Below are 13,953 nucleotides of genomic sequence, written 5' to 3' on the forward strand. Positions count from 1 at the left end.
GGGAATCGCAAGAACTATGCCACCGCTGGTGGCACCTATAATTATTTGATATTGCTTATAAAAATCAAGTTTCAGCCAAATCTTCGTTCAGGGGCTGCTTGCGTTGCAGGCAGTTTCACTGACTGACGAAGAAGCAATCTGCATAATTTTTTGCCACGTTCGCGGATCTGGTTAAATTAACGGCACCGGGCTGAAAGACGATAGGCCAGCAGCCGAAACCGTTAGCCAAACGGCCCATCGGCAGCCGTCGGGACGCGATTGACTTGAAAGCGCCGCGTTCCTGTTCCATATGAGCGGCACGACCTTGAGAATCATCAGGTCCTTGCGAGCCGCGTGTTCTGATCCCGATTGACCGGTTTCTGGCTTGCCCCTTCAGCTAACCGAAACCGACGCCCCAGACACGCGGGTGTCTCCGACACCCGGCCGCACCTGACATGATGTCGGGCGCGCTCCTCGACTCATAGAAAGATTACCTTTGACCTCCTTTCAGGATTTCGGCCTTGCCGAACCCATCGCGCGTGCACTCAAGGAAGAAAATTACCACACGCCCACCCCCATTCAGGCCCAGACCATCCCGATCGCCATCACCGGCCGCGATGTCATCGGCATCGCCCAGACCGGCACCGGCAAGACCGCATCGTTCGCGCTGCCGATCCTCCACCGTCTTCTGGAAAACCGCATCAAGCTGCAGCCCAAGACCTGCCGCGTGCTGGTGCTGAGCCCAACCCGCGAACTCTCCGGCCAGATTCTCGAGAGCTTCAATGCCTATGGCCGCCACCTGCGCCTGTCTTCGGCGCTGGCGATCGGCGGCGTCCCGATGGGCCGTCAGGTCCGCTCGGTGATGCAGGGCGTCGAAGTGATGGTCGCCACTCCGGGCCGCTTGCTCGACATGGTTCAGGGCAATGCGCTGAAGCTCAACCAGGTCGAATTCCTCGTCCTCGATGAAGCCGACCGCATGCTCGACATGGGCTTCATCAACGACATCCGCAAAATCGTCGCCAAGCTGCCGATCAAGCGGCAGACGCTGTTCTTCTCGGCCACCATGCCGAAGGACATCGCCGATCTCGCCGAACATATGCTGCGCGAACCGGCCCGCGTCGCGGTGACACCGGTGGCCTCGACGGTCGAGCGCATCACCCAGCGCATCATCCAGGTCGACCATTCCGCCAAGCCCGCCATTTTGGCGCAATTGCTGAAGTCCGAGCCGGTCAACCGGGCGCTGGTTTTCACCCGCACCAAGCACGGCGCCGACAAGGTCGTGAAAGGCCTGGCGAAAGCCGGCATTCCTGCCGAAGCAATCCACGGCAACAAGTCGCAGAACCACCGCGAGCGCGTGCTTGCGGCATTCCGCACCGGTGAAATCCGCACCCTGGTCGCAACCGACATTGCCGCCCGCGGCATCGATGTCGACGGCATCACCCACGTCGTCAATTTCGACCTGCCAAACATTCCCGAAACCTACGTCCATCGTATCGGCCGCACCGCGCGCGCCGGTGCCGACGGCACCGCGATCTCGCTGGTGGCTGGAGAGGAAAACGCCTACCTCCGCGATATCGAAAAGCTGATCCGTGTGACCCTTCCGAAGGAAGACCGCCGCGCCCCGGGACATCAGCGCCCGGCGGCAGCAGCTGCCCCGGCGCAACACCGCCAGCAGCGGTCAGGGCCGCAGAGCCATGGCCATCGGTCGCACGATGCAGCTCCCGGATCGCAGGGTCCGCGGCGCCGCCGGCGCCCCGGCAGTGGTGGGTCCCAGCAGGGCGCCCGGCATGAGAATAATCGCCAGGAACACCGTCACGAGCCAACTCGGCAGTCGCACGGCGGCAAAGGAGACGGTATACAGGGCGTCGCTTTCCTGCATCGCGAGAGCCGGCCTGCACAGCCAGCATCGCAACCCAATCGCAATCAGCGTCCGCAACGCTAATACCAGACGAGCCGGAGACCTTTATGGCTAAAGAAGAGCTGATCCAGTTCGAGGGACTGGTCACTGAAATCCTTCCCGACGCACGCTACCGCGTGCAACTCGACGCCGGGCACGAAATCGTTGCGTACACGGCGGGCAAGATGAAGAAGAACCGCATCAAGACGCTGGCCGGCGACCGGGTGACGATCGAGATGTCACCCTACGACCTCGAAAAGGGCCGCCTGATTTTCCGCCACAAGGACGAACGCCCGAGCGGAATGGCGCCGCGGGGCGCACCGCCGCGCGGTCAGTTTCGCCGGCGATAAGACCCGGAAGACCGCATCGCGTCAGCCCTGCGGTCTCCCACGCCCCGGCGGGAAAGCTCCAAACATTTCGACATTTTTGCGACGCGCGGCCGAGCCCTGAAAATTCCGCAGGTCAGGATTGTTTCGGGCCCTACTTTCGCATAATATGAACACATCGATCTTCGGCCGGACGACATTAGCTAGCCACCGGTACAGCCGGTTTAGACGGTGACGGACCTCTTCCAAATTTCGATCTCACCAGCCCGCGTGATTGCGGGTTACTACTATATCTATCTTGAGAAGGACTACCCCCTGTGAGCATGGGAACAGTGAAGTGGTTTAACGCCACCAAGGGTTACGGTTTCATTCAGCCGGACGACGGCGGCAACGATGTGTTCGTGCACATCAGCGCTGTTGAGCGCGCCGGTCTCGGAACCCTGCGCGAAGGCCAGAAGGTCAGCTACGAAATCGTGGCCGATCGCCGTTCGGGCAAGTCGTCGGCCGACAATCTTCGCGCCGCTGGTTGATCGGGGTCGTCACGGCACGGGCCGCGACATCCGATCCACTTGAAGAATCGAAAGGCCGCGCGTTTCGCGCGGCCTTTTTCGTTTGATGTTCGCCCGGAATAAATTCACGAAGCAGATGCCGGGGGTGCGTAGCCGGGTGCACACCGCACCTAGCTTCTGAAACTATGCCGGCGGCGGATCTACCTTCGCCGACTGACGGGGGCGCGTGTAGCACACGTCCGACAGCATGACGCCGTCCTTCATGAAATATCCGACGGCCGGTGTGTACTTGTAGAATACCTCGGCCAGGATCAGTTGGGTGTTGTTGGCGATCAGGCCCTCCGGCACGGACACGACCTTGTCCTTGTCCAACGCCGCGATGCCAGTCCCATTCGCCCGGCTCCAAGCCACCTTGGCGACGCCCTTATCGTCGATATCGATCGCCGAGACGCGCTGTTGCAGCGGCGCCGCGCCATAGGGTGTCATGATCGCCACGCTCATCTTGAAAAAATTATCGAGATCCGTGTTGGACACCTTGGTGCCCTGCGAAACGAGATCTGACAGCGTCCGCGACGCAAGCGTCACCTTGCGGTCAGCCGCCACGCCATTCGACACCTCGATGGTGCCGAAAAAGATCGTCAGCATCATCGGGACGATGATGGCGAATTCCACGGCAGCCATGCCACGCGCGTCGCGAACGAAACGCGTTATTCTATCGATCAGGTAAGCGCCACGCATCATTGTCATGCTCATCAATCAGGCTCGACCCGAAACGCGGCGGTTGCCGCCAGAAGCTTCTTGCTGTTGGTCATGCCGCGGTCGATGTCGGCAATGTCGAACCCGAGGCCGGTGACGAACAGCGGCCACTGATAGAACGCGCGGACGACAACGGTATCGCCGCCCTTCGAACTATCGTAGGAGAAGTCATTGACGAACTTTCCGCCGACGATCGGACTCTTGATGTCAACTGCCGTGTTCGGCGCATAAGTTTTCACGTCGACATAAAGCTTGTCGCAACTGAAGAGCACCGTCACGCGATCGCAGAGATTCTTTTTGAAATCGGCCTGGGTCATTTTCGAATCCTGCGCCTGGTGCGTCATGAACAGTCGCGCAGAATCAGCCGTACCGGTTTCCAAAATCTGGCCGGCGAAAAACACCATCGACGATTCGATGATGGCAAACATCAAAGCGAAGAACAGCGGCGCGATGAACGCAAACTGGACGGCAGCCGACCCTTTGCGGTCTCCACGGAATCGACGAATTGCCTTCGAGGCGAGCATCGTCGGGAGAGCGGGCGCAGGCATCGTGTTATCCTCAAGCAGCAGCGTCAAATAGCTACCACTGAAGCTAACCGAGATTGATTGTTGAAAGCTTGCGGCCAGTCCGGACAAGATGCCCGCCGCAATTAACCGGATGTTAACCCAAATCGGGCGGAATCAACCGCCCCCGCCCGAGCGCCGCTGACAATCGGCCTGGCAATTGTAGGTGTCGCGGTCCGCGCCGCGATAGATCGTGACGATTTTCTCGTCGGTCTCGTCCGTCGTTTTCTTCGCACCGTTGGCATCGGCGAGACTGCGCAGCGCCAGGGACAGCGTTCCGCTCTGACGGGCACGGGCGAGATTTTCCGCCTGCTTCGGCTTCAATTCCAGCGTCGCGGTTTTGCCGACCACCACCTTCTGCCCGTCCTTTTCCGCGACAGTCTGGTCGATCGCCAGAACGCGGATATCGCTCAGAATGGTTTCGGAACTGACGGTATCCTGGCCGGAACCGCCATTGGAATCCGGATTCTTCTGACGGCGCGACAGCAGCACATCGACCCGGTCGTTGGGCAGGATGAACCCGCCTGCTCCGGTTTCAGGGGAAATTTCGGTGGAAATGGCGCGCATCCCGGTCGGCAGGATCGCGGCCATGAAGCCGGAACCATTCCCCTTGACCAGCTTGGTGTCGCGCACCGGTTCGCCGGCAAGCAGCGGCGAGCGGGCAATGGAGCCTGTTAGCTGGGTAACGGCATCGGCGCGATCCTTGCGGCGAATGAAGCTCGAGCTCGCGGTTGCGGCCGGCCATGCCTGCCACTGCATATCCTCGGGTTTCACGATCTGCCCGAGCGCGATGTCCGATTTGGCGACCAGAACGTCGGTCGTTTCCATCTGCGGAGCGGCGGCCGGAAGAGCGGCCTGCTTGGGCTCGCTGCTGCTCGCCAGATAGGCGGCAACACCACCGGCGCAAACAGCAATGGCTAAAACGACAATACGCGCGGTGTTCATACGCTTTACTCTCTACACGCCACATCGCCGGTGCACCTGCCGCCCAACACGCGGCAGCAGGATTCCGACATGGCAAATCTGACGTTAATTGATGAATGAACTGCAAACGGTGCGGATGTTCCCGCACCGCCTGCCGCCTTGGAACCGGTAGCAGAGACCGGTAACCGGCTTTTTCTTACGCCGGCACACCTTGCCCCGAGCGCAGGTTCCTCATCATAGGGAGAACCGGGAATGACGGCGCTAACGCAATCATCGGAACCGGAACGATCTTGAGAATCGTCCGCCCGAACATGCCGCCGATCTTCAGCGAGGACTGCTGCTGCAACCTGTTTCGCGATAGGCAGGCTGCGCACCGCTCCCTGCGCAGACTTATGAACCGATGCATCCGAAGCGTGTTGAAGCACCGTCGGCCGCGCCACATCGGATGTTGGCAGCCTTGAGTTATAGAGCGTCACGCTTCCGAAAAAGGCGGCCTGCCCTTAACGGCACATTTACCGTGCGCAAGAAGTCGCCGATGTACCGATGTTTCATCAATCGAATTAACTGCGCTGAAATTGATCGCTCCTAGATTACCGCCATGGTCACGGTGCATCGACGCCGCAAGGCCAAACACAGTTCGACAGCCACGTGTACTCAGGAGTTACCAATGACCAACCTCGTTGCTCGTTTCGTCAAGGACGAATCCGGCGCCACCGCAATTGAATACGCGCTGATCGCTGCCGGCATTGCGCTGGCAATCATTGCCGCCGTCAACGGCCTCGGCACCACTCTCAGCAGCAAGTTCACTTCGATCGACAACACGCTCAAGCCGACCCCGTAAGCATCGCCGCTTGTGCGCTTAATAAGAAGGCTTCGGGCAACCGAAGCCTTCTTCTGTTTCCAACTTTGAACGGCCCGGCATGACCGACACCTCGCGACAGCGCCCCATGAAACGTGACCTTCCACAGGTCGCGGGCGTAGCGCGGCCGCAACGGGAGCTGATCCACAATGAAGCCGTCCGCATTGTTTGCGCGGCGCTCGGCCTTGCCTGCGTGATGCTTGCCATTCGCATCGCCAGCATCTGGTGACCTCGCCGTTTCACGATTGTTCACCTCTGGCCGCTAGATTCGGCCATCGTCCGTTTCGGACATATCGACTGGCCATTCCATGCTTCTCGACATCGCCCGCCTGTTCCTGTTCCCGGCCCTGATGGCCTTCGCGGCGGCGAGCGATCTTTTCACCATGACGATCTCCAACCGGGTCTCGATCCTGCTGGTCGCCGGGTTCGCCCTGCTGGCAGCATTCAGCGGCATGGGCTTTCAGGAGTTCGCCTGGCACATCGCAGCGGGCCTCACCGTCCTTGTGGTGGCGTTTGCGTGTTTCGCCTTCGGCTGGATCGGCGGCGGCGATGCCAAGGTCGCGGCCGCGGCGGCGCTGTGGTTCGGCTTCTCCCATCTTCTCGGCTATCTGGTGTTCGCTTCGGTGTTCGGCGGCGTGCTCACGCTCCTGATGCTGCAGTTCCGGCGCTGGCCCCTGCCCTATGTGCTCGTCTCGCAGAAATGGCTGCTGCGCCTCCACGACAAGGAGAGCGGGATTCCTTACGGCATCGCGCTCGCCATCGGCGCGCTCATGATCTACCCTGAGACCGACTGGGTGAAAGCCGTCGACCTTGCACGCTTCGCGATCCACTGATCGCGTGGAAAGGTCTCATTAACGCGATTTAGATACGCCTCATTAACCATGCTTTGACGAATAACTGGTCAAATCCAATCACAGCGACGGGTGCGTCGCGGCGTGATGTGGAAAGTGAAGCGTATGTATATCGCCCCGATAGGCGCCCCGGCCGGGTTGATCGGCACTGACAGTGCCACCGCATATTTCTCGGACCGCCACCCCGACAAACAGCAGATCGTGGTCACCCTCACGCGCTCTATCGCAGGAGGCGTGAAATGAAGCGAGCGGGACATCAGACCCCGGTGCGGACAGCCATGATCCGCGCCCTGTCTTTTGCGGCAGTGTCCGCGCTGACCCTTAATCCCTGCCTGACGCCGGTGATCGCCAGCGACTACAAGGTGACCCCGGCTGTCGCATCATCCGGCCAGATGAACGCGCGATCCCTCGCGCTCGGCATCGGCAAGTCCCTCGTCATCGACCTGCCGCGCGACATCAAGGATGTGCTGGTCGCCGATCCCAAGATCGCCAATGCCGTCGTTCGTTCGGCCCAGCGCGCTTATATCATCGGCGCCGCGGTCGGCCAGACCAACATCGTGTTCTTCGATTCCTCGGGCCAGCAGATCGCCGCCTACGACATCGCCGTGACCCGCGACCTGAACGGCATTCGCGCCGCGATCCGCCAGACCATTCCGCAAGCCGATATCCGCGTCGAAGGTCTCGGCGACGGCGTCATCCTGACCGGCTCGGTGGCGTCGCAGATCGAAGCGCAGCAGGCCAACGATCTGGCGTCCCGCCTCGTCGGCGGTCCCGACAAGGTCGTCAACAGCATCGCGGTGCGTGGCCGCGACCAGGTCATGCTCAAGGTGACGGTCGCGGAAGTTCAGCGCGATATCATCAAGCAGCTCGGTGTCGACCTGAGCGCCAGCCTCAACTACGGCACCGCCGTGGTGAACTTCAACAACAGCAACCCGTTCACGGCCTACGGCCGCTCGCTGGTCGGCACCAACGCCCTGACCGGGGCGTTCGGCAGCACCAACGGCGTGCCCTCGGTTCAGGCGACGCTGCGTGCGATGGAAAGCGCCGGCGTGGTTCGCACGCTCGCCGAACCGAACCTGACCGCGATCTCCGGTGAATCCGCGACCTTCGTCGCGGGCGGCGAATTCCCGGTTCCGGCCGGTTATTCCTGCGATCCCGTGACCCACGTCTGTACGACCCAGATCAGCTTCAAGAAGTTCGGCATCTCGCTCAACTTCACGCCGGTGGTGATGACTGAAGGCCGCATCAGCCTGCGTGTCATGACGGAAGTGTCCGAGCTGTCGAACGATAACTCGATCACGATCACCCAGGCTGTGGGCGCTGGCTCGGCCAACTCGCTGACGGTGCCGTCGATCAAAACCCGCCGCGCCGAGACCACCCTCGAAATTCCGTCGGGCGGCTCCATGGCGATGGCCGGCCTGATCCAGGAACAGACCAAGCAGGCCATCAACGGATTGCCGGGCCTCGGACAATTGCCGGTTCTCGGCGCCCTCTTCCGCAGCCGCGACTACGTCAACCGGCAAAGCGAACTGATGGTTCTGGTGACGCCTTACGTGGTGCGCGCCGTGGCGCAGAAGGATCTGTCGCGGCCGGACGACGGCTTCGCCGAACAGTCCGACCCGCAGTCCGTCCTGCTTGGCAACATCAATCGCATTTACGGCGTACCGGCGCGCACTGACGCCGCCCGCAGCTCCCGCAGCAAGTATGGCTTCATCACCGACTGAGATTGGATAAGGACAGTATCGATGACCAAGCGCGTATCCAATCTCCGATCTCGGTTAGGGTTGGCGGCCGCCCTTGTCGGGGCATCGGCCGCCCTCGGCGCGTGCACCCACACCAGCCAGGAAGCGGAAATCAACACCGGCAGCCTGCCGCGCGACTATCGTGCGCGGCATCCCATCGTGATTCAGGAAGCCAGCCGCTCGACCGAGATTTTCATCGGCAGCGGCCGCGGCGGCCTGACCGCGGAGCAACGCGCCGACACGATGGCGCTGGCCCGGACCTGGACCCGCGAGGGCACCGGATCGCTGCTGATCGAGGCGCCGACCCATACGCCCAATGCCCGCGCCGCCGATGACTCTCTGCGCGAAATCCAGTCGATCTTCGCCGCCGCTGGCGTCCCGGCACGCGGCGTGAAAATCCGGAAATACACCCCGGCCGATCCCCGGCAGCTCGCCACCATTCGCATCAGCTATCCGCGGATCACGGCCGACGTCGGCCCGTGCGGCCTGTGGCCGGAAGATCTCGGACCTTCGATCAAGAACAAGGGATATCTGGAGAACCGGCCGTATCACAATTTCGGCTGTGCGACCCAGCGCAACCTCGCGGCGATGGTCGATAACCCAGCCGATCTCGTACAACCGCGCGCCGAAACGCCCGCCTATCAAGCTCGTCGCAACATCGCCTTCGACAAGTACCGCAAGGGAATGCCGACCGCGACGACTTACGGCGAATCCGACAAAGCCAAACTCAGTGATCTCGGAAAATGATCAATTACGCACGCCAGAACCAGGAAGACGAGTTGGCCTCATCGCCAACCGCCGACGAGCATATCGCTCCTGCGCCGCGCGTTTCGGTGCAGGCGTTCTGCGAAACGGTTGAAACAGCCGCCGCGGTCCAGGCTGCGGGTGAGGATCGCCGTCTGGCCAAGGCCCACCTGAAAATCCAGATGGGCGGCATGGCCGCAGCCGTCGAAGCCTATCGCACGGCGCCGACCCCAAACGTCATCGTGCTTGAAACCGAAGGCCGCGGCGACATTCTCGCCGGGCTCGATCAGCTTGCGGGCGTTTGCGACGCCGGCACCCGGGTGATCGTGATCGGCCGGATCAACGACGTCACGCTGTACCGTGAACTGGTGCGCCGCGGCGTCAGCGATTACGTCATCGCCCCCGTTGCTCCTCTCGACATGGTTCGCTCGATCTGCGGGCTGTTTTCCGTGCCGGAAGCCAAGGCCGTTGGCCGGATCATCGCCATCGTCGGCGCCAAGGGCGGCGTCGGCGCCTCGACCATCGCCCACAACGTCGCCTGGGCAATCGCGCGCGATCTCGCGCTCGATTCGGTCGTTGCCGATCTCGATCTGGCGTTCGGAACCGCCGGCCTCGACTACAATCAGGATCCTCCGCAAGGGATTGCCGACGCGGTGTTCTCCCCGGATCGTGTCGATACCGCCTTCGTCGATCGCCTGCTGTCGAAGTGCACGGACCATCTCAGCCTGCTGGCAGCGCCGGCAACGCTCGATCGCGTCTATGACTTCGGAACCGAAGCATTCGACTCGATATTCGACACGCTGCGCACCACGATGCCCTGCATCGTGCTGGACGTTCCGCATCAATGGTCCGGCTGGACCAAGCGGGCATTGGTCGGCGCCGACGATATCCTGATCGTCGCGGCCCCGGACCTCGCCAACCTGCGCAACACCAAGAACCTGTACGACATGCTGAAGGCGTCGCGGCCGAACGACCGGCCGCCGCTGTACTGCCTCAATCAGGTCGGTGTGCCGAAGCGGCCCGAGATCAATGTCTCGGAGTTCGCCAAGGCTATCGAAAGCGACCCCATCGTATCGATTCCGTTTGAACCGCAGATTTTCGGCTCGGCAGCCAATAACGGCCAGATGATCGCGGAGATTTCGGCCAATCATCGCACGGCCGAAATGTTTCTCAACATCGCACAACGGCTGACCGGGCGTGCCGAAGCCAAGAAGCCGCGCGGCTCGTTCCTGTCGCCACTGCTCGGGAAGCTGCGGGCCAAATAAGTTTTCGCGTGGAGTATCGTCGTGTTTGGTAAGCGCAGTGGATCAGAGGCCGATACCCGGACAGCGGGCTTCGGTGCGAGGACGGAGACCATTGCGCCGGCTGCACCGGCGCGGCCGGCGGTCGCCGATGCGGCTGCGGTCAGTTCGCCGCCGCTCGCCCCCACGCGCCCCGTCGCGCCGCCAGTCGTGGAAGCACGGCGCTCGGATTCCTACTATCAGGTCAAGGCGACGATCTTCGGCGCACTGATCGAGGCGATCGATCTCGCCCAGCTCGCCAAGCTCGATTCGGAATCGGCGCGCGAGGAAATCCGCGACATCGTCAACGAGATCATCGCGATCAAGAACATCGTGATGTCGATCGCCGAGCAGGAAGAACTGCTCGACGATATCTGCAACGACGTTCTCGGCTACGGTCCGCTCGAACCTCTGCTGTCGCGCGACGACATCGCCGATATCATGGTCAATGGCGCGGGCACGGTCTTCATCGAAGTCGGCGGCAAGATCCAGAAAACCGGCATCCGCTTCCGTGACAACCAGCAGCTTCTCAATATCTGCCAGCGCATCGTCAGCCAGGTCGGCCGCCGCGTCGACGAATCCTCGCCGATCTGCGACGCGCGCCTCGCTGACGGCTCCCGCGTCAACGCCATCGTGCCGCCGCTGGCGATCGACGGGCCAGCGCTCACGATCCGCAAATTCAAGAAGGACAAGCTGACCCTCGATCAGCTCGTCAAGTTCGGCGCGATCTCGCCGGAAGGCGCGCAGATCCTGCAGATCATCGGGCGTTGCCGCGCCAACGTCCTGATCTCCGGCGGTACCGGCTCCGGCAAGACCACGCTGCTGAACTGCCTGACCAACTATATCGATCACGACGAACGCATCATCACCTGCGAGGACGCGGCCGAGCTTCAGCTCCAACAGCCGCACGTGGTCCGCCTCGAAACCCGGCCGCCGAACATCGAAGGCGAGGGCCAGGTCACGATGCGCGAACTGGTCCGCAACTGCCTGCGTATGCGTCCTGAACGGATTATCGTCGGCGAAGTCCGCGGACCCGAGGCGTTCGACCTGCTGCAGGCGATGAACACCGGCCATGACGGCTCGATGGGCACGCTGCACGCCAACAATCCGCGCGAAGCGCTGTCCCGCGCCGAATCGATGATCACGATGGGCGGCTTCTCGCTGCCATCGCGCACCATCCGCGAGATGATCTGCGCGTCGATCGACGTCATCATTCAGGCCGCACGCCTGCGCGACGGCTCGCGCCGCATCACCCACGTCACCGAAGTGATGGGCATGGAAGGCGATACGATCGTCACCCAGGATATTTTCCTCTACGACATGATGGGCGAGGATCTCAACGGCAACATCATTGGCCGTCACCGATCCACCGGCATCGGCCGTCCGCGATTCTGGGACAGGGCCCGCTATTACGGCGAGGAAAAGCGGCTCGCCGCAGCGCTGGACGCCGCCGAAGCACCCGACCCTGATCGATAGGGAGCGGCTCATGAAAATGCAGACATTGGCGCTTGCCTTCCTGGTCGCCGTCACGCTCGGAGGCCTCGCCTGGGTTTTCCTCTATCCGATCCTGTCGGGCGAGAAGAAGGCCGAGAAGCGCCGGGCCTCCTACGCGCGGCCGGAGCCGGCGACGCGGCGTATTGCGGATCGCACGCAACGCTCGCGCCGTGAGCAGGTCGAGGAATCGCTGAAGGAAGTCGAAGGCCGGCTGAAGAAGGCGCAGAAGGTTACGCTATCGCAGCGCATTACGCAGGCCGGTCTCAACTACAGCAATCAGCAGTTCATCATCGTGTCCGTTGTTCTGGGCCTCGTCTGTTCTGTGATCCCGTTCTTCATGGGGACGAGCCTGCTGGCCTGTATCGGCTTCGGCATTGCCGCTGGCTTCGGTTTGCCGCGCTGGGTCCTGAATTTCCTCAAGAAGCGGCGTGAGAAGAAGTTCATCGACGCACTGCCAGACGCCGTCGACGTGATCGTGCGCGGCATCAAGGCCGGTCTCCCGCTGTTCGATTCGATCAAGGTCGTCGTCGCGGACGCACCGGAACCGCTGCGTTCCGAATTTCGTGCGATCGTCGACACTCAGAGCATCGGCATGCCGCTCGGCGAGGCCTGCCAGAAACTCTACGAACGGATGCCGCTGCCGGAAGCGAACTTCTTCGGAATCGTCATTGCCATCCAGACCAAAACCGGCGGCAACCTCTCCGAAGCTCTCGCCAATCTCTCCAAGGTTCTGCGCGACCGCAAGAGGATGGCGGCGAAGATCCAGGCGATGTCGATGGAAGCGAAGGCCTCCGCAGCGATCATCGGCGCGCTGCCGCCGATCGTGATGATCATGGTCTACATCATGTCGCCCGGCTACATCTCGCTGCTGTGGACCCACCCGACCGGGCAGTTGATGATGGCCGGCTGCGTGCTGTGGATGTTGGCCGGCATCCTGGTGATGAAGAAGATGATCAATTTCGACTTCTAACGAGGCACCATGTTCGACCTTCTGATCACCAAGTTCCACGACGCGCACTTCATGACGATGCTGCTGTCGGCCATCGCCGTAAGCGCCACCGTCTATGCATTGGTGATCCCGCTGCTGGCGGGCGACAATCTGTCGAAGCGGATGAAAGCCGTCGCCAGCGAGCGCGAACGCATCAAGCAGCGCGAGCGCGAGCGGATGAACCGCACCGAGAAGGTCTCGCTGCGCCAGACGCCGAAGCAGGTCGTCCAGAAGGTCGTCGAGGATTTCAACCTCAACAAGTGGCTCGCCCAGGAAGAAGCGCGCGACAAGCTGGTGATGGCGGGTTATCGCGGCCAGGCGCCCTATATCACGTTCCTGTTTTTCCGCCTCATCATGCCGATCGTCTTTCTGGCCGGCGCGGCGATTTACATCTTCCTGCTCTCGAACATGCAGCAGACCACGACGATGAAGATCGGCATGTGCTTCGGCGCGGCCTGGGCCGGCATGCAGGCGCCGATGTTGTTTTTGAAAAACGCTATCGCCAAACGCCAATTGTCGATCCGGCGGGCATTCCCCGATGCCCTTGACCTGCTGCTGATCTGCATCGAATCCGGCATGTCGATCGAAGCCGCCTTCCGCAGGGTCAGCGACGAGATCGGCACCCAGTCGATCGCTCTCGCCGAGGAGTTGACGCTGACGACGGCCGAACTGTCCTACCTGCAGGACCGCAAACAGGCCTACGAGAACCTCGCCAAACGCACCGGCATCGAGGGCGTGAAATCAGTCTGTCTCGCGCTACAGCAATCGGAGCGCTATGGCACGCCGCTCGGTCAGACCCTGCGCGTCATGGCGCAGGAAAATCGCGATATGCGCATGAACGAAGCCGAGAAGAAGGCCGCCGCGCTGCCGCCGAAGCTGACGGTGCCGATGATCGTGTTCTTCCTGCCCGTGCTGTTCGTGGTCATCCTCGGGCCGACCGGGATCAAGGTTGCGGCCCAGATGAACTGAGGCGGGCGTCGCTTCAGTTCAGCCGCCAGCGCCCGGCACACGCCTGCACGCGGCTTTGTTAGCTTGTAGAGA

Annotated in this window: 15 protein-coding genes; 12 read left to right on the forward strand and 3 right to left on the reverse strand. The window is 61.8% G+C overall.

Annotated elements, in window-relative coordinates; genetic code table 11:
* Nucleotides 1-475 precede the first annotated feature (475 nt).
* The 3 genes from ASC80_RS16525 (at nt 476) to ASC80_RS16535 (ending at nt 2,732) form a co-directional block, all read left to right on the forward strand.
* Nucleotides 476-1,921, forward strand: coding sequence for a DEAD/DEAH box helicase (locus tag ASC80_RS16525; protein ID WP_056299458.1), 1,446 nt, complete (start codon nt 476-478; stop codon nt 1,919-1,921).
* Between the two features lie 23 nt (nt 1,922-1,944).
* Nucleotides 1,945-2,226: a translation initiation factor IF-1 gene (gene infA, locus ASC80_RS16530; protein ID WP_056299461.1), complete on the forward strand. Its 282-nt coding sequence runs from the start codon at nt 1,945-1,947 to the stop codon at nt 2,224-2,226.
* A 293-nt stretch (nt 2,227-2,519) separates the two neighbouring features.
* The gene (locus tag ASC80_RS16535; protein WP_056299463.1) at nt 2,520-2,732 is read left to right on the forward strand and encodes a cold-shock protein; all 213 of its coding nucleotides are present in this window, start codon (nt 2,520-2,522) and stop codon (nt 2,730-2,732) included.
* A gap of 162 nt (nt 2,733-2,894) precedes the next feature.
* On the opposite strand, the gene ASC80_RS16540 is transcribed toward ASC80_RS16535, so the two are convergent.
* The 3 genes from ASC80_RS16540 to cpaB form a co-directional block, all read right to left on the reverse strand.
* Nucleotides 2,895-3,464 (reverse strand): TadE/TadG family type IV pilus assembly protein, encoded by a 570-nt coding sequence (locus tag ASC80_RS16540; protein WP_349509667.1) that lies wholly within the window; start codon nt 3,462-3,464, stop codon nt 2,895-2,897.
* Nucleotides 3,464-4,015, reverse strand: coding sequence for a TadE/TadG family type IV pilus assembly protein (locus tag ASC80_RS16545; RefSeq protein ID WP_056300866.1), 552 nt, complete (start codon nt 4,013-4,015; stop codon nt 3,464-3,466). The genes ASC80_RS16540 and ASC80_RS16545 overlap by 1 nt, the downstream gene beginning before the upstream one ends.
* Before the next feature lie 132 nt (nt 4,016-4,147).
* Nucleotides 4,148-4,975, reverse strand: coding sequence for a Flp pilus assembly protein CpaB (gene cpaB / locus ASC80_RS16550; RefSeq protein WP_056299464.1), 828 nt, complete (start codon nt 4,973-4,975; stop codon nt 4,148-4,150).
* A gap of 646 nt (nt 4,976-5,621) precedes the next feature.
* Between cpaB and ASC80_RS23235 the strand changes: the two genes are divergently transcribed.
* The 9 genes from ASC80_RS23235 (at nt 5,622) to ASC80_RS16585 (ending at nt 13,881) form a co-directional block, all read left to right on the forward strand.
* Nucleotides 5,622-5,795 (forward strand): Flp family type IVb pilin, encoded by a 174-nt coding sequence (locus ASC80_RS23235; protein WP_082512640.1) that lies wholly within the window; start codon nt 5,622-5,624, stop codon nt 5,793-5,795.
* A 79-nt stretch (nt 5,796-5,874) separates the two neighbouring features.
* On the forward strand, nt 5,875-6,042 hold the full coding sequence (locus ASC80_RS23845; protein ID WP_156464437.1) for a hypothetical protein: 168 nt from the start codon (nt 5,875-5,877) through the stop codon (nt 6,040-6,042).
* Nucleotides 6,043-6,121: 79 nt separating this feature from the next.
* Entirely contained in the window at nt 6,122-6,646 is a 525-nt protein-coding gene (locus tag ASC80_RS16555; RefSeq protein ID WP_056299467.1) for an A24 family peptidase, read from the forward strand.
* A 257-nt stretch (nt 6,647-6,903) separates the two neighbouring features.
* Nucleotides 6,904-8,388, forward strand: a complete 1,485-nt coding sequence (locus ASC80_RS16560; protein WP_082512641.1) for a type II and III secretion system protein family protein — start codon at nt 6,904-6,906, stop codon at nt 8,386-8,388.
* A gap of 21 nt (nt 8,389-8,409) precedes the next feature.
* Nucleotides 8,410-9,153, forward strand: coding sequence for a CpaD family pilus assembly protein (locus ASC80_RS16565; protein ID WP_056299471.1), 744 nt, complete (start codon nt 8,410-8,412; stop codon nt 9,151-9,153).
* Nucleotides 9,150-10,415, forward strand: coding sequence for a CpaE/TadZ family protein (locus ASC80_RS16570; RefSeq protein ID WP_056299474.1), 1,266 nt, complete (start codon nt 9,150-9,152; stop codon nt 10,413-10,415). The genes ASC80_RS16565 and ASC80_RS16570 overlap by 4 nt, the downstream gene beginning before the upstream one ends.
* Nucleotides 10,416-10,436: 21 nt before the next feature.
* Nucleotides 10,437-11,906, forward strand: coding sequence for a TadA family conjugal transfer-associated ATPase (locus ASC80_RS16575; protein ID WP_056299477.1), 1,470 nt, complete (start codon nt 10,437-10,439; stop codon nt 11,904-11,906).
* A gap of 10 nt (nt 11,907-11,916) precedes the next feature.
* A complete protein-coding gene (locus tag ASC80_RS16580) occupies nt 11,917-12,894 on the forward strand; it encodes a type II secretion system F family protein (RefSeq protein ID WP_056299481.1) in 978 nt (325 codons plus the stop codon).
* Nucleotides 12,895-12,903: 9 nt separating this feature from the next.
* Complete coding sequence (locus ASC80_RS16585) at nt 12,904-13,881, forward strand: type II secretion system F family protein (protein WP_056299484.1); 978 nt, start codon at nt 12,904-12,906, stop codon at nt 13,879-13,881.
* Nucleotides 13,882-13,953: the final 72 nt, after the last annotated feature.

It is taken from the genome of Afipia sp. Root123D2, from assembly GCF_001425835.1.
Lineage (GTDB): Bacteria > Pseudomonadota > Alphaproteobacteria > Rhizobiales > Xanthobacteraceae > Afipia.